Source organism: Saliterribacillus persicus (assembly GCF_003337485.1).
GTDB classification, from domain to species: Bacteria; Bacillota; Bacilli; order Bacillales; family Amphibacillaceae; genus Saliterribacillus; species Saliterribacillus persicus.
Map to the genome: position 1 here is coordinate 128,370 of NZ_QPJJ01000006.1, position 21,990 is coordinate 150,359.

Sequence of the window (21,990 nt, forward strand, 5' to 3'; positions counted from 1 at the left end):
CATTAGAGGCTGTGTTTATCTATGAAAAAATTGGTGCGGATCTAGACAGGTTACAAACATAGTGATAAAAAACTTATTTTTCTCCATAGAAAAAGGAAAGGTTTCCCTTTCCTCTACATGATATCTAAATATATACGCTTATTTGATTTCATCCCAGCTGCATAAACAACTGTCCGCACTGCTTTTGCAATACGTCCATTTTTACCGATAACCTTTCCAACATCATCTGCATGTACTTCAAGGTGGTAGACAATTTTATTCTCTTCTTCCTTTTCTGTTACATGAATTGCTTCTGGATAATCGACTAAAGGGACTACAATATTTTCAATTAAAGCTTTCACGATATCACTCTACTTTACTTAGAATTTTTCTGATCGTGGAACTTTTTCATGATTCCTTCGTTAGAAAACAAATTGCGAACTGTATCACTTGGTTTTGCACCTTTAGTCATCCAGTCTAAAGCTTTATCTTCATCTAACTTCACTTCAACCGGGTTAACTACCGGATTGTATGTGCCAATTTGTTCAATAATACGTCCATCACGTGGTGAACGTGAATCTGCTACAACTACACGATAGAATGGATTTCTTTTAGATCCCATTCTTTTTAGGCGAATTTTTACTGCCATTTCTTGCACCTCCATAAAAATGTTTTACACAAGTTTAGATTTTATCAGAACTTTGATAGTCTGTAAAGTGTTTTTACATTACATGAAAGGAAAATTTAAACCTTTTCCTTTTTTGCCTTTCTTTCCTTGTTGCATATTTGTCATTTGCTTCATCATTTTTTTCATTTCTTCAAACTGTTTTAATAAACGATTCACTTCAGATACAGGACGTCCCGCACCTTTAGCAATCCTTTTTTTTCTGCTTGCGTTCATTAAACTAGGATCCTGTCTTTCTTTAGCGGTCATTGATTGTATAATTGCTTCCACATGATTAATTTGCTTCTCATCAATTTCTAAATTTTTCATGCCCTTCATTTTGTTCGCTCCAGGCATCATACCGATTAAATCATCAAGCGGTCCCATGTTCCTGACTTGCCCCATTTGATCTAAGAAATCGTCAAAAGTAAATGATGCTGACCTCATTTTTTGCTCTAATTCTTTTGCTTTTTTCTCATCAACATTTTCTTGTGCTTTTTCGATTAAAGATAGCACGTCACCCATCCCTAAAATTCGGGACGCCATCCTCTCTGGATGAAAGGCTTCAATTTCGTCTAGTTTCTCACCCGTACCAGCGAATTTAATTGGTTTATCCGTTACTGCTTTAATGGAAAGCGCCGCACCACCTCGGGTGTCGCCATCAAGCTTTGTCAATATTACTCCAGAAATATCTAATTGATCATTAAAGTTTTCAGCAACATTCACCGCATCTTGACCTGTCATAGAATCAACTACTAGAAAGATTTCATCTGGCTTAACCGCATCTTTAATCTGAGCTAACTCATCCATTAAATCTGTGTCCACATGCAACCTACCAGCAGTATCAATAATAACATATTCGTCATGGTTCTCTTTGGCTTGTTCTACACCTTTTTTAGCGATATCAACCGGATTGACTTCGGTTCCCATACTAAAAACTGGCATACTAAGTTGCTTCCCTAAGGTTTCTAATTGATTAATAGCAGCTGGTCGATATATATCAGCAGCCACTAATAACGGCTTTCGATTATGCTTTTTACGTAATAAATTAGCAAGCTTACCTGTGGTAGTCGTTTTACCAGCACCTTGTAAACCGACCATCATAATAACAGTTGGCGGCCTATCAGAAACAGCAATCTTACTTTGATCTCCACCCATTAAAGCAGTTAATTCTTCCTTTACTACTTTGATCACTTGCTGCCCAGGAGTTAAGCTATCCATTACTTCCTGACCAACGGCTCTTTCTTTAACCTTCTTAACAAAATCTTTCACTACTTTAAAATTAACATCTGCTTCTAATAGAGCTAAGCGAACCTCTCTAGTCATTTCTTTTACATCTTGCTCTGTGACCTTACCTTTACCTTTAATCTTTTGAATGGTATTTTGTAGGCGGTCGGCTAAACCTTCAAACGCCATATTACACGCCTCCTATTCTAATTCTTTTAACATTCTTAAATCGTTTTTTAATTTTTCATTACCCAAATTATCCATGTCCTTTTCTAATTGCTCAATAATTTGTCTTCTAGTAACAAATTTACGAAATAGCTCTAGTTTAGCCTCATAATCTTCAAGCATCTTTTCTGTCCTGTGTATATTATCATAAACCGCTTGTCTTGAAACCTCAAAAGTTTCAGCGATTTCACCTAATGACAGATCCTCAAGATAATACATTTCCATATAATTTCTTTGCTTATCTGTTAAAAGGGATTGATAAAAATCGTACAAAAAATTAATACGTGTTGTTTTTTCGAGCATTTCTCCACCTCGTTAAGTAAAAAACCTTTACAAATAAAAACTAACGCAACAAATTAATACTGTCAAGTTATTCTTCTGGATCATCTTGAAGCATATCTGCAAATAATCCATACACAAAAGCCTGGGCATCAAATGTCTCTAAATCTGTAACTTTTTCACCAAGACCCACGAATTTCACTGGAATCTGTAATTCATTACGAATTGCAAGGACAATACCACCCTTTGCAGTTCCATCCAGTTTAGATAAAACAATGCCTGAAACATCTGTCGCTTCTGAAAATGTTTTTGCTTGGCTCATTGCATTTTGGCCTGTAGTTGCATCTAGTACCAGTAAAACCTCATGAGGCGCGCCAGGTACTTCGCGTTCAATCACTCGCTTTACTTTAGAAAGTTCATTCATAAGATTTACTTTGTTTTGTAATCTGCCTGCAGTATCGCAAAGTAATACATCCGCTTTACGCGACTTTGCTGCACGAATGCCATCATAAATTACGGCAGCAGGATCACTACCAGCACTTTGTTTGACGACTTCTACATCTACACGCTTTCCCCACTCTTCTAATTGCTCAATCGCTCCTGCGCGAAAAGTATCGCCAGCAGCCATGACCACGTGTTTTCCACTTTGCTTAAGCTGATAAGCTAACTTTCCAATTGTTGTAGTCTTCCCAACTCCATTAACTCCTACAAAAAGAATAATGGTTAAATCATCCGATTGAAAATTTATACTGGAGCTTGTTACAGCGTCATCCCCGTAATAGATATCAACCAGTTTTTCTGAAATAACATCTTTCATTTCGCTTGTATCTTTAATATTTTGGCGTTTCACTTCCATTTTTAATTCATCAATTAAATCCATTACTGTGTTGACACCAACGTCTGCAGAGATTAATACCTCTTCTAAATCTTCAAAAAAATCTTCATCTACTGTTCGATAACGTGCAACAAGATCGTTTATTCGACTTGAAAAAGATTGTCTGGTTTTTGATAAACCGTCCTTGTATTTATCTGAAACTTCTTCTTGTTGTTCCGTTGATTGAAATTTATCCTTTAATTTTTTTAAAAAACTCATGATTCATACCCTCACTTCTGATTAACTTTCTACTAATGATTCGGTTTCTTCTAGTTTAACAGAAACTAATCGACTTACACCTGATTCTTGCATCGTTACGCCATAAAGAACATCTGCTTCCTCCATTGTACCTTTTCGATGCGTGATAACGATAAATTGTGTTTCTTTACTATAATCCTTTAAGTAACTAGCAAATCTGGCAACATTTGCTTCATCAAGTGCCGCTTCCACTTCATCTAGTACACAAAAAGGAACTGGTCTTACTTTTAAAATAGCAAAAAGTAATGCTATTGCTGTTAATGCTCTTTCTCCACCTGATAATAAACCAAGATGTTGTAATTTTTTACCTGGCGGTTGCGCAACGATTTCTACACCAGTTTCTAACAGTTCGTTTGGATCTGTTAAAACTAATTCTGCTTTCCCACCACCAAATAACTTCCTAAAAACAATCGTAAATTCATCTTTAATGCGATTAAATGTTTCACTAAATCGATACTCCATTTCACTATCCATTTCTCTTATTACTGCATAGAGTGTTTCTTTAGCATCTACTAAATCCTTTTGTTGCACAGATAAGAATTCATAGCGTTGTTCAATTCTTTCGCATTCTTCAATAGCACCTAAATTAACTTCACCAAGTTCAGTCATGGTTTTTTTAATCAATTTTACCTTTTCTCTTGAAGCATTGATATCGGTAGATTTTTCATAGGTATCTTTTGCTCTTTCATAACTTATTTCATATTCACCTTCTAACTTAGATAGGCAATTTTCCAGAGCTACATCTAACCTTGTAACCTTTACTTCAATCTCTTGATTTTCATTCAATGCTTTATTGTATTTTAGTTGATGCTGTTTTAAAATATTTTCCAGTTCTTTTGTGTGGTCCAAACGAGTGGATTTTTCTTTTCTTTGAGCTTCTATCTCCGCAACTGTTATATCTTTCTCTTCTCTTTTTGTAGAGATCTCTTGATTAAGCTTATGCTCCTGGTCCTGCTTTTCACGAAATTCTATAAGTTGTGTGATTTCATTATTCTTTGTATTCATTGATTCATTTATATAGGCTAACTCATTTTTTATACTCGAGACTTTTTCTTGTTGATTTCTATATTCCGTTTCTAGCTCAGCAAAACGAATTTGTTGTTGATTTAATTTTTCTTGGATGTTCTTTGATTGATCCAATGTTTCATTTTGCTTGGAAGATAGGCTATTTATTTCCTCTTCAATCGATTGTAATTGAGGTGAAAGCTTTTTTAAATCCTCTTCTACTTGTTGCTGTCGATTAAAAAGAGTCGTTCGTTCACTCTGAAATTGAAGGTGATCCTGATCATATAAATTAAGTTGTTCCTGTAAATATTGTAGCTCCAGTGCTTTTTCTCTTTTCTCAGCAAGAGATTGCTGTTTTTCTTTTTCTAGTTGCTGAAGCTCTAAAGCGAATTCCTCGAGTTTTTCTTCTTTGTCCACCAAAGCCACTTTTTGATTGTTCACTTCTTTTTCAAATTTCATAATCTTTTCTTCATAACTAGTAACTTTGGATGATATTTCTTTTAATTCACTTTCACGAGAGAATAAAGACTGGTTTGTTTGTTTTTTAGCTCCACCTGTCATAGATCCACCTGGGTTCACAATATCGCCTTCTAAAGTAACGACTCGATATTTCCGTTGAACTTTTTGAGCTAAATAAGTAGCTTCTTTCAATGAGTTAGCTACTATAACATTTCCTAGTAGCGATTCAATTACCCTGCTAATCTGTGGATCATAACTAACTAAATCGGCAGCCATTCCCACATAACCCGATTCCCCAGTCAATTTCGTCATAACTCCTGATGGAATTCTTCTTGATTGCATAGAAGAAATCGGCAGGAAAGTCGCTCTTCCATTATTGGTTTTTTTCAACCAACTAATAGCACTTCTTGCTGATTTATCATCCTCTGTTATCACATGCTGTGCTTGTCCACCAAGAGCTGTTTCTAATGCAGATACATAGGGTTGCTCAATCGAAATAAGTTCAATCACAGCTCCATTAATACCACTTAACGTATTATTTTCTCGAGCCTTTAATACTGCTTTAACTCCTTGGAAAAAACCTTGAAAATCTTCTTTCATTTCGTTTAGAAAATCTTTTTTTGATTTAAATTTATCAAGAATTTGATAACCTTTATATAACTTATCTTGGTTTTGATTATATTCAACTTTAAAAGTTTGAACTTCTTTTTCTAAATTTTCCAACGAAGCTGTTAAGCTCTCTACTTTTTCACTTATGAAGACATTATTTTCATTTATTCTTTCTGCTTCTATCGTTAACTTTTCTTTATCTTCTAATAGCTTATCTAATTTAGAGGAGGTGTTGGTTTTTTTTCCTTTCATTTGGTCCAATTGTTGTGCAATTGACTTTTTTTCATTTCTTTTTGCAGCCTGATCATTTAAAAGCTCTATATATTCACTCTTTAATGTTTCAATCTTTTCTTCTAAATTAACAGACATTCCCTCTAATACGGACTTAGTTTTTTTGATAGAATTTTTAAATTGTTGTCTTTCTTGCTTTAAATTTTCAAGCTTTTTTTGTTCAGTAGTTAAATAATTTTCTTGAATTTCTTTTTTATTTGCCAATTCATCTAAATCTCGATTAAGTTTTTCTTTGTTTTCATGGAAATGTTGAAGTCTTTCAATAACAAGCTTTTTATTTCCTTCTAGACTTTCCAATTCTTTTGTTTGTGCTAAAAGAGTATCTTGAAGAGATGATAAGCGCTGATCAATTTCTTGAATATCTTGTCGTTCTTTTTCTACTCCAGCCTCTTGCTTTTGAATAAAAACCTTTGTTTCTAATAACTCTTCCTGCATCTTTTCAAGAGCTTTTGAATTCGTCTTCCAATTTTCATGTATTTCTTCTATTTCAGCAATAAGTAAGGAAATCTCAGTTTCCGTTAACCGTTCTTTTTGAACGACATATTCTTTTGCCGTAGATGCTTGGTCTCTTAATGGTTCCAGCTGGTTTTCAATTTCATAGATTATATCTTCTACACGATTGAGATTTTCTTGGGTTTCAGCTAGTTTATATTCTGCTTTCTTTTTTCTGTTTTTATATTTTAAAACTCCTGCCGCTTCTTCAAATATAGTTCTGCGTTCTTCTGATTTGGAACTCAGAATTTCTTCTACTTTACCTTGACTAATAATAGAAAAAGCTTCCCGTCCAAGACCAGAGTCTAAAAATAAATCTGTAATATCCTTTAACCGACAAGGCTGTTTATTGATTAAAAACTCACTTTCTCCTGAACGATAAGCTCTTCTTGTAACACTCACTTCTTCGTAATCAATCGGTAAGCGGTGGTCGGTATTATCCAATGTTATGGTAACTTCTGCAATATTTAAAGCTTTTCTTGAATCACTGCCTTGAAAAATAATATCTTCCATCTTTGCTCCACGAAGAGATTTAGCAGATTGTTCACCTAAGACCCATCGAAGCGCATCAGTTATATTACTTTTCCCGCTGCCATTTGGTCCTACGACTACGGTTACTCCTGGAACAAAATCTACACTTATTCTTTCGGCAAATGATTTAAAGCCCATTGTGTCTAATTGTTTTAAAAACATGTCACATACTCCTAAATAATAAAAGATGCATTATAATCAATGTTCATGCATAATAAATAATGTATTCTTCAACCTATTTATTTTATCATAAAGATAGGAACAAGAGAAAGTAGGATTAAGAAACGATAGTATCTTACAAATCAGCTTAAGAAAAACTAAATACTTAAACAAAAAATAAACGAGGAGTGTACTGATGAATTTAGAAGAAGCAAACCAAGAAAATTTAAGTTTTATTATTAATGAAATGGCGGAGAGATTGCAAGTAGTTAATCGTTCTATTATGGATCCTGATGATTATAATTTAGATAATTATGATGAATTAAAATCTTTATATCAAATGATTGAGCAAAAAGGTAGTTTAAGTGTATCAGAAACTCAAGCCTTTATTGAGGAATTAAAGAATTATAGAAAATAATAAGATACAGAAAAAGACTTGGTCTATCCAAGTCTTTTTCTAATTATCTAGCTTGTCTATCGCTTCTTTTGCAGCTCTTTGCTCAGCCTCTTTTTTAGTTCTTCCAATTCCTTTACCAATTGTTTCCCCATTAATAAAAACATTTGCTACAAATTCACGATCATGCGCAGGGCCTTTTTCATCTACAATTTGATATTCTACGGCATGATGTTTTTGTTGTTGAACGAATTCTTGTAATTGACTTTTATAATCCATCGTATGCGAAAAAGCACCGGTTGTAATTTTCGGATAAACAAATGATTCTAGAAATGAGATAACAACCTCATAGCCTTGATCTAAATATAACGCACCAATAAATGCTTCAAATACATCTGCAAGTAAAGCAGGTCTATTTCTACCACCTGTCATTTCTTCGCCTTTACCTAGCAAAATGTAAGTTCCAAAGCCTAAATCTGTTGCAAAATCGACTAAAGAAGGCTCGCAAACAATCGATGCCCGAAGCTTAGTCAATTCTCCTTCAGCCATATCTGTATATTCTCTGAATAAATATTGCGAAATACCCAGCTCAAGTACTGCGTCTCCTAAAAATTCTAACCGCTCATTATCAAGTAAACTTCTCTTGCGATGCTCATTCACATAAGATGAATGTGTAAACGCTTGCTTTAGTAAGCCTTTATCATCAAAATTAATGGATAAATCCCTTTCTAACGCTATAAAATCAGCCATTTTCATTCACCTACCATTACACGCTATTAGAATTTTTATCATTCTTTTATATCCAAACAAATTTTTGTTAAGAGTTTAAGTGTCGGATATAATAAAAAAGAATATATGGAAAGTCTCGTAATTCACGAGACTTTCCACGGTTTATTATTTGCTGTCTATGTAATTCACAGCATCACCTACTGTTGCAATTTTTTCTGCATCCTCATCAGCAATTTCCATATCAAACTCATCTTCAAGTTCCATAACAAGTTCAACTACATCTAATGAATCTGCTTCTAAATCATCCTTAAAAGAAGCCTCTAAAGTTACTTTAGATTCTTCTACATCAAGTCTATCAATAACGATTTGTTTAACGCGATCAAATGTTTCTGCCATTGCGCCTTCACCCCCTTTCAATCATCATATTTTATCTGACATTACATTACCATACCACCGTCTACTTGTATAGTTTGTCCGGTAATATAGGTAGATAAATCGGAAGCTAAAAATAGAGCAACATTTGCTACTTCTTCTGTTTTACCAAGTTTACTCAAAGGAATAATGGATAACATTTGCTCTTTTTGTTCCTCATTTAATTTATCTGTCATATCTGTCTCAATAAAACCAGGTGCTATTGCATTGACCAGTATATTTCTTGATGCAAATTCTTTTGCAGTGGTTTTAGTCAAACCGATTACTCCTGCTTTTGCTGCAACATAATTAGCTTGACCTGCGTTCCCGCTAACACCAACAATAGAAGAAACATTAATAATTCTACCGGATTTTTGTTTCATCATTTGTCTTGTTACACCTTTTGTACACAAAAATACACCTTTTAAATTTGTGTCGATTACATCATCAAAGTCACTTTCACTCATCCGCATTAAAAGATTATCTTTAGTGATCCCAGCATTATTCACTAAAATATCAAGCTGACCAAATTCGTTTATTACTTCTTTAATCATCGCTTTTACATCTGCTTCATTACTTACATCTGCCTTTACTTTAAATGCCTCTGAGCCCAATTCGTTAATTTCATCAACTACTTGCTGTGCTTTTTCTTCACTACCTGCATAATTAACGACTACTTTAGCACCATTTCTAGCAAATGTTAATGCAATTTCTCTACCGATTCCTCGAGATGCACCAGTAACTAGAGCAACTTTATCTTTTATCATATTTCTTCCCCCTCCTTATACCACTCGACAAATGAGTCAATCGACGCTTTATCTTGTAGCTGAAAAGTCTTTTGCTTTCTGTCTATTTTTTTCACTAAACCACTTAATACCTTACCACTACCAACCTCAACGATTGCATCTAACTCTTCTTCCACCAGTGCTTCAATTATTTCTTCGAATCTAACAGGTGAATATAATTGTTCCACTAATAAATCCTTAATTGAATCAGCACTTTTTACTTTTGCTGCTGTTACATTTGCAAATATAGGTACATGCGCATCATTAATTTCTACATTAGAAAGTTCATTATCCAATTTAGATGCAGCTGGTTTCATTAAACTAGAATGGAACGGTCCACTTACATTTAAAGGAAGAACACGTTTTGCACCAGCTTCTTTTAATTTATTAATTGCAAGCTCTATTCCTTCAGATGTACCAGAGATAACGATCTGGCCTGGGCAATTTATATTTGCAAGCTCTACAATTTCACCATTTTTTTCTCGAATTCCAGCAAGAGCTTCTTCTAATTGATCTTTCTGTAAGCCTAATACTGCAGCCATTTTACCTTTCCCTTTAGGGAATGCCTCTTCCATCAACTGACCGCGCTTATGTACAAGTTTAATAGCATCTTCAAACGATATTGCCTTTGCTGCCACTAGAGCACTATACTCTCCTAAGCTATGCCCTGCAGTAACGTTTGGAAGAATGTTTTCTTGTTTTAGAATCTCTGTAATAGCACTACTAACCAATAGAAGTGCAGGCTGTGCATGAACTGTATGTGTTAACGACTCTTCTGGCCCTTGAAACATAAATTCACTTAAATCTACACCTAACAGATCATCTGCCTTTCTGAACATATCTCTTGCTAATGGGTAATTTTTTACAATATCCTGGCCCATTCCTATCGATTGTGAGCCTTGTCCTGGATAAATAAATGCAACTTTTTTCATAATTACGCCTCCTCTTTTGGAAGTGCAGTTACAGCTTCTTCAATTTTTCCAGTAACATTTAATTCCACCATTTGCATCGCTTGCTTAATTGCACTGTAAATTGCTCGTTGATCAGAAGAACCATGCGCTTTAATTACAGGTGATTTTAGACCAAATAATCCTGCACCACCATATTCTGAATAATCTAATTCATCCTTTAAACCTTTAAGTTCTTTTTTTGCAAGCAGTGCTGCTATCTTTGTCTTGGTATTCGTCATAAATTTATTTTTCATCATGGAAAACAAGGTTAAAGCAGTACCTTCCACCGTTTTAAGTGCTATATTTCCACTAAAACCATCTGTTACGACTACGTCACAACCGCCCTCTAGTAAAGATCTAGCCTCAACATTTCCAATAAAATTAATCGGTAGTTCTTCCATTTTTTCATAAGCTTTTTTGGTAAGGTCATTCCCTTTTCCAGCCTCAGTGCCCACATTTAAAAGCCCCACTTTAGGTGAAGTTATACCACGAACCTTTTCAGCGTAAATGGAACCCATTAATGCATATTGAGCTAAATGTTGTGCTTTTGCATCAACATTTGCACCAACATCTAATAATAAAAAGCCTTTACCATCTTTTGTAGGTAATGTTGGACTAAGAGCTGGCCGTTCAATTCCTTTAATGCGACCTACTATAAATAAACCAGCGCTCATAAGTGCACCTGTATTTCCTGCTGAAATACAAGCATCTGCTTTGTTCTCTTTAACCTCGTTCGCCATTAATACTAGTGAAGCATTTTTTTTCTTTCTAACAGCTTTTACAGGCTCATCTTCTGAAGTTATTTTTTCAGTTGTATGAATAATCTCAATTCGTTCAGAATTAGTTAGGTGTTTTTTTATGTCTTCTTCATTACCGACTAAAGTGATGGATAAATCTTTAAAATCTTTAATTGCTGCTTGAGCACCTAAAACAATTTCTTTTGGCGCATGATCTCCACCCATAGCATCTATTACAATTCTCATCTCGCAGCCTCCTTTTTATTTTTTGGAGCGAAACATTTCGAATACACCAGTGAAGACACTGTCATTGTCGACATAACTATGAACTTCTACAAGCGTCCTTGCATTTATATCTGTACCGACTACTCTTGCTTTTGCTATCACACGCTCTCCTTCGACTACTTGTCGTGTGAATTTTATTTCAGCATTTGTGGTGAGAGCAAGTTCATCATCGATTACTGCAACTGCTAGTGAATTTGCTTGTGCAAATATATGATGTCCTCTAGCAATTTTATTCCTTGAAAATACATGCTCTTCTCCAATATCTAAAATTGAAATTGCGCGTTGATCTAATTCAAGGTCTATTATTTCTCCAATTACTTCCTCTATTGGTAAAGCTTTAACTGTTTCATTCCAATGTGTAGTTGCTACTGTTTTAATTCTTTCTCTTAATTCTGGTATCGACAATTCCATTCGGTCTAAACGAATGGTTTGTATACTAACACCAAATTTATTTGCTAGAGCTTCATCGGTGATAAATGGTGTTTGTTCGATGGTTTCTTGTAAAAGCAACTGTCTTTCTCTTTTTGTTCTTTTCATGTCCATTCCACCGTTCATTTTATGACTAGGTACTAACAGTAATATATTATACCATGATTCATATTGCAAGTATCGTTAATTTAATAAATCTTTTAAAATTTTAGTATCGGATGTAATTTTATTTACTAGCGGTATATAAGCTTCCGTTTTCCACTTATTTTGATATACTATATCAATTGCATCCTGTCTAGCAGTTTCTAATGCGCGATGATCATGAATAATATCTCCAACTTTAAAATCCGGCAAACCACTTTGTTTATTTCCGAATAAATCACCCGGTCCTCTTAATTCCAAGTCTTTTTCAGATAATAAAAACCCATCGTTAGTCTCTGTCATAATCCGCATTCTTTCCTTACCAACCTCTCCTTTAGGATCAGCTAGTAAAATACAATAACTCTGGATATCTCCTCTACCAACTCTGCCTCTAAGCTGATGCAATTGTGATAAACCAAATCTTTCCGCATCGTTAATAATCATAAGAGTGGCATTAGGGACATTTACTCCAACTTCAATTACTGTGGTGGAAACAAGCACTTGAATTTTATTGGAGGAAAAATGCTCCATAACTTCATCCTTTTCTTCGCTAGGAAGTCTGCCGTGCATTAAGCCTACTTGAATATTTGGAGCTAGTAATTGTGTTAGCTCAGTAAATAAATCAATCGCATTTTGATAATCCAAATTCTCTGATTCTTCAATCAAAGGACAAATCACATAGGCTTGATGGCCACTTGCTACTTCTTTTTTTATGAAATCAACTACTCTTGCAAACATGTTGTGTTTTACCCAATATGTTTCAATTGTTTTTCTGCCACTTGGCATTTGATTTATTTTCGAAACATCCATGTCTCCATAAGCTGTTATTGAAAGCGTTCTTGGTATTGGTGTTGCAGTCATAAATAAGACGTCCGCTAAGATTCCTTTATCTCTGAGAACATTTCGTTGATTTACACCAAATCTGTGCTGTTCATCTATAATAACAAAACCTAAATTTTTAAAATGGACATCACCTTGAATTAAAGCATGTGTTCCAATTACTACATCGACTTCCCCATTTTGAATACTTTCATATAATTCTTTCCTTTTTTTACCTTTCACTGAACCTGTTAATAATCGTATTTTTATATTGTCCTTAAACCACTCTTTTAGTGAATGTAAATGTTGTTCTGCTAAAATTTCTGTTGGAACCATAAAAGCTACCTGTTTATTCGCTGTGATTGCTGCATATAAGCTTATTGCTGCTACTACAGTTTTACCAGATCCTACATCCCCTTGTAATAATCGATTCATTCGAAAGGGAGATCGCATATCCGCTAATATTTCAGCTAAAGATTTTTTTTGAGCATCAGTTAATATAAAAGGTAGCTGACGTTCAAAAGCTTTTACTTTTTCTTCCTCATAAACTACTTCATTTCCACTCAAGGCTTCTCTATTACGCTTTCTAAAAAATTGCATTTTTAATTGAAATAATAAAAACTCTTCATAGATAAACCTTCTCTTTGCATGTTTTAAAGCTTGAAAAGAACTTGGTTGGTGCATTTCTATTATCGCTTCTCTAAGTGGTGGTAGTTTATAATTAATTAAATATTCTTCTGGTAAAAATTCCTCTAATTCTATACTATATGTATCTAACACTCGCTGAATTAACTTAACAAGTTGAATATTCTTTACTTCTCCTTTTAAAGGGTAGATAGGAGTAATAGGACTATTATTTTGAATTGTCCCTTGTTGATATTGATCTATCGTAATTTGCAATCGATGTTGATCCCATTTCCCACTTAACGTAACTGTCTGACCTTCTTCAAAATGCTTTTTAGCATAAGGTCTGTTAAATATAATCCCTTTGACAGTAATTCCTTCTACTTGAAGATGTAGTAGCAACCTAGATTTCTTTTTTCCATAAAAAGTTAGATTTGGCTGACCGATAATCGTACCACTAATCGTAACTTTTTCATTTTGTCCTAATTCTTGTAACGCTTTTTGTTCGTAATGATCGTACCGATTTGGAAAGTAATAACAAACATCAAGAATAGTATCTATTCCTAAAACATTGAGCTGTTGTTTTGTTTTATCCCCTATACCAGTAAGTGTAGTAATGGATTCATCTATCAAAAAAATCACACTTTCATCCTAATTTATCTTCTACTCCATTATAACCTATTTCTTATCATACATTGAAACCATTTAACTATTAGAAAATGCTCAATTGCAGCTATCTTTTTAAGTAAGTCTTATTTATTTGTTTGACAATAATAATTCCAATCAGTGATATATGATTTTTAAAATATATGTCGCTGTCAGATGTAGAAAAAAAGCCTTATCTATTAAAAGATAAGACTTTTGATTTTATTCTACAGAAAAAATATAAGAGTAGATCGGTTGATTTCCTTTATGAGTTTCTACTTCTATCTCTTCATAATTTGTTTCTATATAATCTATAATTGCATCTACTTCATCTTGATTAGAGTCTTCACCGGAAAGAATCGTTACAATTTCATCAGATTCTTTATCAATTAGGTGATCCACTAATTCTTTTATAACGTCCATTTTATCTTTTGCAGTTGCCTTAATTTTCCCATCAGCAATACCCATAAAATTCTCTTTTTCAATGGTCATTCCATCTATTTGGGTATCACGAACTGCATAAGTTATTTGACCAGTTTTAACACCTTTACTTGCTTCAAGCATATTTTCTTTATTCGTATCAATTGATTCATCTGGATGAAAAGCAAGTAACGCAGCCATACCTTGTGGAATGGATTTAGTAGAAACTACAGCCGCATTTATATCAGCCAAATCACAAGCTTGTTCTGCGGCCATAATAATATTTTTATTATTTGGTAACACAATAACATTTTTGGCATGAGCTTTCTCTATTGCCGTTGCAATATCTTGCGTACTTGGATTCATTGTTTGTCCACCTTCAATTACTACAGTAGCACCAAGACTTTCAAACAATTTTTTCACGCCATCACCCATTGCAACCGTTACAATAGCAAAATTTTGTAAATCCTTAGATTTCTCTTCTTTTTTATCTGACAATAATGCAGAGTGCTGTTCACGCATATTTTCTACTTTAAGAGATAAGAAACTTCCAAATCGTTGACCTAAATTAAGTACTTCTCCTGGATACTCCACATGCACGTGAACTTTCATGATCTCGTCATCTGAAACAACTAATAAAGAATCTCCATGTTCACTTAATTCATTACGGAATTTTTCTTCATCATAAGGGTTTTCCTTTAATTTATCTTCTTCAAATTTAACCATGAACTCTGTACAATAACCAAACTCAATATCTTCGGTATTCATAAAATCTTGCGCCAGCTTATGATGTTCATGACTAACTAAATCATCAATATTTAAATTCTCGTCCTCACTTGCTTCAGGTAATTCTTCACCCTTAAGTGAAGCCAAAAAACCTTCATAAATAACAACAAGTCCTTGTCCACCACTATCAACAACGCCAACTTCCTTTAATACTGGAAGAAGATTAGGTGTATTTTTCAATGACTTTTTACTTGCGCTGACAACGTTTTCTAAAAATTCAATGATATCATCTGTTTCATTTGCAAAACCCTCTGCTTCTTTAGCAGTATCTTTAGCAACAGTTAAAATAGTTCCTTCTACAGGTTTAATTACCGCTTTATACGCAGTTTTCACCCCTTCTTCAAGTGCAATAGCAAATTCTTTAGGCGTTAATGTTTCTTTTCCTTCCACACCTTTAGAAAAACCTCTAAAAATTTGCGAAAGAATTACCCCTGAATTTCCTCGAGCTCCCATTAAAAGACCTTTTGCAAACGCATTTGCAACATTAGACACACTATCTGAATTTGTATTTTTAACTTCAGCTGCTCCAGATGTCATCGATAAATTCATATTTGTTCCCGTGTCCCCATCAGGTACAGGAAAAACGTTTAGTGAATCAATCTTATCTGCATTATGTGACAAATGGTGCGCTCCCGTAAGGACCATTTTCGCTAAAGCTTCCCCATCAATATATTTTACAGTCACCTCAAATATCCTCCTTCTAAACAACTACATGATGTAAAGATACCTTTTCTGCTACATAAATAATTTATTTTTCATAACACTTCATATCGTTTTATAGTAGCTCAATCTTGAGCTACTCTTACACCTTGAATATAGATATTAACTGAAGAGATTTTTAACCCTAAAGTTTTTTCTAAATTATACTTTACCTGTGATTGAACATTATGCGCAACTTCTGATATTTTTGTGCCATAACTAACAATAATGTACATATCAATAAAGATATTATCATCCTCTTGACGAACAATAACACCTTTTGAGAAGTTCTCTTTTCTCAATATTTCTGCGATTCCATCTCGTAATTGTTTTTTTGAAGCCATACCAACAATACCGTAACATTCAATTGCTGCGCCACCTGCAACTGTTGCTACTACTTCATTTGTTATTGTTACGTGACCTTCTTTTGTATTTAATTCAATGGACATATTTAATCCTCCTTGATATAACCATTCATTTAAAGCTATTTTACTATAATATAAAAGAAATAAAAAGAATCCTATTATACAATGGATGATTATCGTTATTATGTCAAGCAATTTATTTCTAAAAGAAAGCGCTCTTAAAGTGTTTTCTAACCTTTAATGAACAAAATATATTGTTCTAAATCTCTTATTAACCTAAAAAGAATAATTGCAATCAACTGGTGATTATGATAAATTAAATAAGTATGTAAGTGAAAGATGTAAGTAGGAGGGATTACTAATGGGACGCAAATGTGTTATTACTGGTCGTAAAACAAGTGCAGGAAATAATCGATCACATGCGCTGAATGCAAATAAACGTACGTTTAAAGCTAACGTGCAAAAAGTACGTATAATGGTTGATGGCAAACCTAAACGTGTATATGTTTCTGCTCGCGCATTAAAATCAGGTAAAGTAGAACGTGTATAATTGATTCAAAAAAAGGCACCCATTATAGAGGTGCCTTTTTATTTTTTGCAAATATGCATATAATACAAAGTAAGCTTAATAAATAAATTAATCCTTTCTCCAAACTCCAATTATAGCGCGAATGAATCCGCCCAAAAATCTCGGGAGTTTTATTGTATAAAACTTCATTACACCCCACCTCACCTTCATTGGCCAAAATCATGCAAAACTTAATCACGACTCTTTATAACTAATAGTATGCCTTCATCAAAAGAAAAAGTACCTTTTTTTCCAATCAGTTGATTAGAAATACATAAGCTATTCGACCAATGAACGCTCTTGTTCTGAAGTGGATAATAAAAATGATCAAGGGTTAAACCATGGATTGGTGAAGAAAAAGGAATAAAAGAAATATAAGGTAAATTTTCATCCATTTGTATTTCGTATTTTCCAGGAAAATATAGCGTAACATGATTATTGTAATCGATTATAGATGCCTCTATTTCTAACGTCCTTAACCTATATAATTGTTGAACATTTATTAATGTATGATCCATTCGTCCACCAGTTACACCAAATAAAAATATTTTTGTTGGCTTTAAATCAATGGCGGCTAATAATGCTAACTCAAAATCGGTTGCATCCTTTTCTCTTGGATGCTGTTCATAGCTTACCGCAAGCTTTCTTACGGTTATTTGGCTTTCTTCATCTAGGGAGTCAAAGTCACCAATGGCTTTTTCTAGTGTTAAATTGCTATCTACAATATACTTAGCCCCTTGATCTGCACCAATCCACACATCTATTTCTTTTTTATACTTAGAAAGTTCAGGCAGAGAATCTTTAGGGCCACCTGCCACTATACCTACAGATACCACGAGTTTCCCCCATTTCTTTATGCCTGATATATCGATTGAATCGCTTTATGACGATCTTCATTGTCAAATATTGCACTTCCTGCAACAAAAACGTCTACACCCGCTTCTTTACAAAGCTTTGCAGTCTCACTATTTATACCACCATCAACTTCAATCTCAAAATCTAGCTCCAGCTCTTTTCGCCAGATAACCGCTTGTTTTACTTTATCCAGTACTTCTGGAATGAATGATTGGCCCCCAAATCCGGGATTTACAGTCATAAATAATACAAGATCCACATGCTTTAAAATAGGCTTAATTGCTTCAACAGGTGTAGCTGGATTTAAAACAACTCCTGCTTTCACTCCATGCTCTTTGATAGAGTGCAAGGTACGATGGAGGTGCCTGCATGCTTCCACATGAACTGAAATAATATTAGCTCCCGCTGCAGCAAAATCATTAATATACTTATCAGGGTCTTCAATCATTAAATGGACATCTAAGGGCAAATCAGTTATAGGACGAATGGAAGAGACCACTAAAGGTCCAATTGTTATATTTGGAACAAAGTGACCATCCATCACGTCTACATGAATATAATCTGCTCCTCCAGCAGCTACATCAGATATTTCCTCTTTTAATATAGAAAAATCTGCTGATAATATAGAAGGTGCAATTTTCATTGTCATATTAATACCTCGGCTTTCTATTTTGAATATCCTCAAAAAATTGAAGATAGTGTTGATATCTTTCTTTATAAATTTCGTTATTCTCAACTGCTTCTTTAACAGCACATTTCGGCTCATTAATGTGATTGCAGCCTCTGAACTTACATTTATCACTTAACCGTACAAATTCAGGAAAACATTCTGGTAATTGATCAAGCGCAATTTCAGCAAAGTCTAGGGAACTAAAGCCTGGTGTGTCTGCAATTAATCCATTGCGATAAGGAATAAGCTCAACATGCCTTGTTGTATGCTTTCCTCTTCCTAAGCTTTCTGAAATCTCCATTGTTTTTAATTCTAAACCAGGAATCAAAGCATTAACAAGCGATGATTTTCCTACCCCAGATTGTCCGGCAAATACAGATACTTTTCCTTCAAGGTGCTTTTCAATTGAATTTAGTTCTTCCATTTTCATACTAGAAAATATCTCAACATGATAACCTATTTCTCTATATACTTCAATGATAGGTAATATATTTTCAATTTCTTTTTCATTTGCTAAATCTTCTTTTGATATAAAGATAAGTGGCTCTATTGACTTTGCTTCCATTACCACTAAAAATTTGTCTAAGAGCATGGCACTAAAATCTGGCTCTTTTAGAGAGACTACAATCACAGCTTGTTCAATATTGGCCACTGGTGGTCTAATCAACTCATTTTTACGTGGCTCGATGCTCTGAATATAGCCTTCCATGTTTCCACTTATATCAAAATCCACTACATCACCAACTAATGGAGTTAGTCCTCTTTTTCTAAAAACACCTCTACCCCTACACTGATAGATATCTTTATCTGCTTGCACATAATAAAATCCACTTAATGCTTTGATGATTTTACCTTGTGGCATTTACTCACCCTCTATTTCTTCATAAGCTATCGATTTTTCCATCACTACTTGATCATCACGCACAACTTTATAGGTTCCTTCACTTTCCGGTGCAATATTTAAACGTAATGTATAAGCTGTATCTTCTGTTATTGTTTCTATTGGTTGATAAAGCTCAGAAATATTATGGTTTATATCTTCCACATAAATACTAACTGTTTGTCCTTCTTGTTCCTGTCCTTCTTCTTGACTTTCAATATATGGAACAGTAAAAGAAACCGTATGGGAAATAGGCTCTTTTTCAGGTGGCCCTAAAGAAACTGTTAAATCTACTACAGTATTTATCTCCACTTCCTCATTTGCACCTGGTGATTGAGAAATGACGTAGCCTTCTTCTATTTCTTCATGATACTCTTCTGTAATATCTGCAGATAATTTTTTATCTTGTAGGTATTCTATCGCTGCATTCATCTCTGTACCCTCTAAATTATTTAGCGTAACTTTTTCGAGTCCTTTACTTACTTCAAAGATTACGTTGGTATTTTTAGGAATAACTTCGTCTCCTGGATCCGGTTGTGTTTGATCAATAATTTCACCAACTGGTCTTTCTGAAAATTTTTCATAAACGCGAATATCTTCAAAACCACGTTGATTCAAAATTCTTTCTACCTGTTGAAAATTACGGCCGACATAATCATCAAACTCAACCGTTTCAGGTCCTAAACTCACATAGACTGTTATTTCTCTTCCTTCTTTTACGACTTCCTGAGCTTTGGGACTGGTTTCAATCACTAACCCTTCTTCTATTTCCTCATCACTTGTTGTTTCTCTTACCACGTTTAAATTTAAGTCGATCAATTCCTGCAACGCTTCTTCATACTCTTTATTAGACACGTCTGGAATCGTCACATCTTTTGGCTGCATAATACTAGGTAAAACAAACAAGGCCATTAGAATAGCTCCTAATAAAATAAATAGTAAACTTGAAACCCAAATAAGCGCTTTTTTTCGTTTTTTCTTCTTAGTTGGATTATGTTTCTCTTCTTGTTTATCATTGCCTTTATGTACAACTGTATCGTCAGCTCCAACTTCTGATTGAATGCTTTCATCCTTAACAATGGGAATTGCTTTCGTTACATCTCCTGTTACTACCGGAGGAGTAAAAACTGCGACATTATCATTATTTGGATCAAGCGCGCTATCAAGAGCGTCTTCCATTTCATGAACATTATCGTATCGATTAAAAGGGTCCTTTGTAGTAGCTTTTAGAACAATATTTTCCACACTCTGTTGCACAAGTGGATTCCATTCTTTAATTGAAGGTGTATCCGATTGTAAATGCTTTAAAGCTATCGAGACAGGTGATTGGCCGGAAAATGGTAGTCTTCCAGTAAGTAACTCAAACATCACAATTCCTAACGAATAAATATCTGATTTCCTATTCGCCTTACCTCCTCTAGCTTGTTCAGGAGATAGATAATGAACAGAGCCCAATACAGAGTTCGTTTGGGTTAAAGCTGTTGCGCTTAAAGCTACTGCTATACCAAAATCTGTTACTTTTACTTGTCCATATTTATCAATCAATATATTTTGTGGCTTGATATCCCGATGCACAATTTCATTAGCATGGGCATGGGCAATGGCAGAACTAACTTGCCTCATAATATCTAAGGTTTCTTCTACTTCTAAAGGAGCATATAATTGAATATATTGTTTTAATGTCATACCTTCTACATATTCCATCACCATATAATAAATATTGTCTTCTTCTCCAACATCAAAAATATTTACGATATTAGGATGAGATAAGCTCGTTGCAGACTGTGCTTCTCTGTGAAATCTTGTAATAAATTCTTCATCATTCGCATACTCCAGGCGCAATACTTTTATTGCCACTTCTCTATCTAGAATCGTATCTTCACCTAAATATACATTGGCCATCCCGCCGCCACCAATTGTTTTTATAACTTTGTATCTCTCATTTAGTATGCGGCCTTCTAACATTCTAAAACACCTGCTTCCTCCACATGATGGACAAACACGATGCTAATATTGTCTTCTCCCCCGTACTCATTCGCCATGCTTACTAAACTTTCAGAGAGCTCTTTTAAATTATCATGATTTAAATTTTCCTCAAGTACAGGGTAATCAATTTTATTACTTAATCCATCAGAGCATAACATAAGTTTATCGTTTGGCTTAAATGGTATGCTCTTAACAAAAGCTTCTTGATTTAATTCTGTACCAAGTGCTTTAAGCAACACATTCTTCCTTGGATGAAACTTGGCATCCTCTTCTGTAATCTGTCCTGATTTAACAAGCTCATTAACTAAGGAATCATCTTCAGTTACCTGTATAAGTTTATTTTCATGATAAAGATAGCCTCTACTATCTCCAACATGCGCAATAGTAATAAAATTATCTTCACAAATGGCCGCTACAACTGTTGTGCCCATTCCTTTACAGTCTTTTTCAGCCTGTCCTTTATTAAAAATCTCATTATTAATTTCTTTAATGTGTTCTTTCAGCCATTTGATGGCTTGCTCTTCCGATAAATAAGCATCATTTTTTTTCCAATTTTCTTCTAAATAATCAATCACTAGATGACTAGCAATTTCACCTGCTTGATGTCCACCCATACCATCTGCAACAACTGCTAAAAGCTGTTGATTTTGATTTTTAAAAACACCTACTGAATCTTGATTTATTTTCCTTACCTTACCTTTATCGGTTATACAAAAGCTTTTCAACAGAACACCCACTTTCTTTGTAAAATAAAGATTCG

Annotated in this window: 23 protein-coding genes; 2 read left to right on the forward strand and 21 right to left on the reverse strand. The window is 34.3% G+C overall.

The genetic code is table 11. From position 1 onward, the window contains the following. Positions 1 to 113: 113 nt before the first annotated feature. From DFR57_RS08570 to smc, 6 genes are all read right to left on the reverse strand, one after another. A complete protein-coding gene (locus DFR57_RS08570) occupies positions 114 to 341 on the reverse strand; it encodes a KH domain-containing protein (protein WP_114352733.1) in 228 nt (75 codons plus the stop codon). Between the two features lie 14 nt (positions 342 to 355). Beyond that, positions 356 to 628, reverse strand: a complete 273-nt coding sequence (gene rpsP / locus DFR57_RS08575; protein WP_114352734.1) for a 30S ribosomal protein S16 — start codon at positions 626 to 628, stop codon at positions 356 to 358. A gap of 78 nt (positions 629 to 706) precedes the next feature. Beyond that, positions 707 to 2,059 carry a signal recognition particle protein gene (gene ffh, locus DFR57_RS08580; protein WP_114352735.1) on the reverse strand — a complete coding sequence of 451 codons (1,353 nt, stop codon included), beginning with the start codon at positions 2,057 to 2,059 and terminating at the stop codon, positions 707 to 709. A gap of 12 nt (positions 2,060 to 2,071) precedes the next feature. Further along, the gene (locus tag DFR57_RS08585) at positions 2,072 to 2,398 is read right to left on the reverse strand and encodes a putative DNA-binding protein (RefSeq protein WP_114352736.1); all 327 of its coding nucleotides are present in this window, start codon (positions 2,396 to 2,398) and stop codon (positions 2,072 to 2,074) included. Between the two features lie 67 nt (positions 2,399 to 2,465). Then, positions 2,466 to 3,467, reverse strand: a complete 1,002-nt coding sequence (gene ftsY, locus DFR57_RS08590) for a signal recognition particle-docking protein FtsY (protein WP_114352737.1) — start codon at positions 3,465 to 3,467, stop codon at positions 2,466 to 2,468. A 21-nt stretch (positions 3,468 to 3,488) separates the two neighbouring features. Next, the gene (gene smc, locus DFR57_RS08595; RefSeq protein WP_114352738.1) at positions 3,489 to 7,055 is read right to left on the reverse strand and encodes a chromosome segregation protein SMC; all 3,567 of its coding nucleotides are present in this window, start codon (positions 7,053 to 7,055) and stop codon (positions 3,489 to 3,491) included. Between the two features lie 193 nt (positions 7,056 to 7,248). Between smc and DFR57_RS08600 the strand changes: the two genes are divergently transcribed. Beyond that, entirely contained in the window at positions 7,249 to 7,470 is a 222-nt protein-coding gene (locus tag DFR57_RS08600; RefSeq protein WP_114352739.1) for a DUF1128 domain-containing protein, read from the forward strand. A 39-nt stretch (positions 7,471 to 7,509) separates the two neighbouring features. Here DFR57_RS08600 and rnc read toward each other — a convergent pair whose 3' ends face one another. The 9 genes from rnc to DFR57_RS08645 all read right to left on the reverse strand — a co-directional run bounded on the left by rnc (position 7,510) and on the right by DFR57_RS08645 (position 16,355). Continuing rightward, positions 7,510 to 8,196, reverse strand: coding sequence for a ribonuclease III (gene rnc / locus DFR57_RS08605; RefSeq protein WP_114352740.1), 687 nt, complete (start codon positions 8,194 to 8,196; stop codon positions 7,510 to 7,512). A 144-nt stretch (positions 8,197 to 8,340) separates the two neighbouring features. Further along, positions 8,341 to 8,571: an acyl carrier protein gene (gene acpP, locus DFR57_RS08610; protein ID WP_114352741.1), complete on the reverse strand. Its 231-nt coding sequence runs from the start codon at positions 8,569 to 8,571 to the stop codon at positions 8,341 to 8,343. A 41-nt stretch (positions 8,572 to 8,612) separates the two neighbouring features. After that, entirely contained in the window at positions 8,613 to 9,353 is a 741-nt protein-coding gene (gene fabG, locus DFR57_RS08615) for a 3-oxoacyl-[acyl-carrier-protein] reductase (RefSeq protein ID WP_114352742.1), read from the reverse strand. Then, complete coding sequence (gene fabD, locus DFR57_RS08620) at positions 9,350 to 10,303, reverse strand: ACP S-malonyltransferase (RefSeq protein ID WP_114352743.1); 954 nt, start codon at positions 10,301 to 10,303, stop codon at positions 9,350 to 9,352. Before fabD ends, fabG begins: the two co-directional genes overlap by 4 nt. A 2-nt stretch (positions 10,304 to 10,305) precedes the next feature. After that, a complete protein-coding gene (gene plsX, locus DFR57_RS08625) occupies positions 10,306 to 11,304 on the reverse strand; it encodes a phosphate acyltransferase PlsX (protein WP_114352744.1) in 999 nt (332 codons plus the stop codon). Between the two features lie 15 nt (positions 11,305 to 11,319). Beyond that, positions 11,320 to 11,880 carry a transcription factor FapR gene (fapR, locus tag DFR57_RS08630; protein WP_114352745.1) on the reverse strand — a complete coding sequence of 187 codons (561 nt, stop codon included), beginning with the start codon at positions 11,878 to 11,880 and terminating at the stop codon, positions 11,320 to 11,322. A 75-nt stretch (positions 11,881 to 11,955) separates the two neighbouring features. Then, positions 11,956 to 13,989, reverse strand: coding sequence for an ATP-dependent DNA helicase RecG (recG, locus tag DFR57_RS08635; protein ID WP_114352834.1), 2,034 nt, complete (start codon positions 13,987 to 13,989; stop codon positions 11,956 to 11,958). Between the two features lie 234 nt (positions 13,990 to 14,223). Continuing rightward, a complete protein-coding gene (locus tag DFR57_RS08640) occupies positions 14,224 to 15,891 on the reverse strand; it encodes a DAK2 domain-containing protein (RefSeq protein WP_114352746.1) in 1,668 nt (555 codons plus the stop codon). Between the two features lie 101 nt (positions 15,892 to 15,992). Further along, positions 15,993 to 16,355 carry an Asp23/Gls24 family envelope stress response protein gene (locus tag DFR57_RS08645; RefSeq protein ID WP_114352747.1) on the reverse strand — a complete coding sequence of 121 codons (363 nt, stop codon included), beginning with the start codon at positions 16,353 to 16,355 and terminating at the stop codon, positions 15,993 to 15,995. Positions 16,356 to 16,632: 277 nt separating this feature from the next. On the opposite strand from DFR57_RS08645, the gene rpmB reads away from it, so the two are divergent. Then, entirely contained in the window at positions 16,633 to 16,821 is a 189-nt protein-coding gene (gene rpmB / locus DFR57_RS08650; protein WP_114352748.1) for a 50S ribosomal protein L28, read from the forward strand. Between the two features lie 87 nt (positions 16,822 to 16,908). On the opposite strand, the gene spoVM is transcribed toward rpmB, so the two are convergent. Genes spoVM through DFR57_RS08680 form a run of 6 tightly spaced genes read right to left on the reverse strand, consistent with a single transcriptional unit; the run spans position 16,909 to position 21,955 of the window. Continuing rightward, positions 16,909 to 17,010: a stage V sporulation protein SpoVM gene (gene spoVM / locus DFR57_RS18665; RefSeq protein WP_211315357.1), complete on the reverse strand. Its 102-nt coding sequence runs from the start codon at positions 17,008 to 17,010 to the stop codon at positions 16,909 to 16,911. Positions 17,011 to 17,030: 20 nt separating this feature from the next. Next, positions 17,031 to 17,675, reverse strand: a complete 645-nt coding sequence (locus DFR57_RS08660) for a thiamine diphosphokinase (RefSeq protein ID WP_114352750.1) — start codon at positions 17,673 to 17,675, stop codon at positions 17,031 to 17,033. Positions 17,676 to 17,692: 17 nt separating this feature from the next. Next, on the reverse strand, positions 17,693 to 18,343 hold the full coding sequence (gene rpe, locus DFR57_RS08665; RefSeq protein WP_114352751.1) for a ribulose-phosphate 3-epimerase: 651 nt from the start codon (positions 18,341 to 18,343) through the stop codon (positions 17,693 to 17,695). 1 nt (position 18,344) lies between these two features. Then, a complete protein-coding gene (gene rsgA, locus DFR57_RS08670) occupies positions 18,345 to 19,226 on the reverse strand; it encodes a ribosome small subunit-dependent GTPase A (protein WP_114352752.1) in 882 nt (293 codons plus the stop codon). Next, on the reverse strand, positions 19,227 to 21,209 hold the full coding sequence (gene pknB / locus DFR57_RS08675) for a Stk1 family PASTA domain-containing Ser/Thr kinase (RefSeq protein WP_114352753.1): 1,983 nt from the start codon (positions 21,207 to 21,209) through the stop codon (positions 19,227 to 19,229). Then, positions 21,203 to 21,955: a Stp1/IreP family PP2C-type Ser/Thr phosphatase gene (locus DFR57_RS08680; protein WP_114352754.1), complete on the reverse strand. Its 753-nt coding sequence runs from the start codon at positions 21,953 to 21,955 to the stop codon at positions 21,203 to 21,205. The genes pknB and DFR57_RS08680 overlap by 7 nt, the downstream gene beginning before the upstream one ends. Positions 21,956 to 21,990: the final 35 nt, after the last annotated feature.

Coding starts and splice junctions, on each gene's coding strand:
- rpsP (WP_114352734.1), bottom strand. CDS start 628: ATGGCAGTAAAAATTCGCCTAAAAAGAATGGGATCTAAAAGAAATCCA.
- ffh (WP_114352735.1), bottom strand. CDS start 2,059: ATGGCGTTTGAAGGTTTAGCCGACCGCCTACAAAATACCATTCAAAAG.
- DFR57_RS08585 (WP_114352736.1), bottom strand. CDS start 2,398: ATGCTCGAAAAAACAACACGTATTAATTTTTTGTACGATTTTTATCAA.
- ftsY (WP_114352737.1), bottom strand. CDS start 3,467: ATGAGTTTTTTAAAAAAATTAAAGGATAAATTTCAATCAACGGAACAA.
- smc (WP_114352738.1), bottom strand. CDS start 7,055: ATGTTTTTAAAACAATTAGACACAATGGGCTTTAAATCATTTGCCGAA.
- DFR57_RS08600 (WP_114352739.1), top strand. CDS start 7,249: ATGAATTTAGAAGAAGCAAACCAAGAAAATTTAAGTTTTATTATTAAT.
- rnc (WP_114352740.1), bottom strand. CDS start 8,196: ATGGCTGATTTTATAGCGTTAGAAAGGGATTTATCCATTAATTTTGAT.
- acpP (WP_114352741.1), bottom strand. CDS start 8,571: ATGGCAGAAACATTTGATCGCGTTAAACAAATCGTTATTGATAGACTT.
- fabG (WP_114352742.1), bottom strand. CDS start 9,353: ATGATAAAAGATAAAGTTGCTCTAGTTACTGGTGCATCTCGAGGAATC.
- fabD (WP_114352743.1), bottom strand. CDS start 10,303: ATGAAAAAAGTTGCATTTATTTATCCAGGACAAGGCTCACAATCGATA.
- plsX (WP_114352744.1), bottom strand. CDS start 11,304: ATGAGAATTGTAATAGATGCTATGGGTGGAGATCATGCGCCAAAAGAA.
- fapR (WP_114352745.1), bottom strand. CDS start 11,880: ATGAAAAGAACAAAAAGAGAAAGACAGTTGCTTTTACAAGAAACCATC.
- DFR57_RS08645 (WP_114352747.1), bottom strand. CDS start 16,355: ATGTCCATTGAATTAAATACAAAAGAAGGTCACGTAACAATAACAAAT.
- rpmB (WP_114352748.1), top strand. CDS start 16,633: ATGGGACGCAAATGTGTTATTACTGGTCGTAAAACAAGTGCAGGAAAT.
- spoVM (WP_211315357.1), bottom strand. CDS start 17,010: ATGAAGGTGAGGTGGGGTGTAATGAAGTTTTATACAATAAAACTCCCG.
- rpe (WP_114352751.1), bottom strand. CDS start 18,343: ATGACAATGAAAATTGCACCTTCTATATTATCAGCAGATTTTTCTATA.
- rsgA (WP_114352752.1), bottom strand. CDS start 19,226: ATGCCACAAGGTAAAATCATCAAAGCATTAAGTGGATTTTATTATGTG.
- pknB (WP_114352753.1), bottom strand. CDS start 21,209: ATGTTAGAAGGCCGCATACTAAATGAGAGATACAAAGTTATAAAAACA.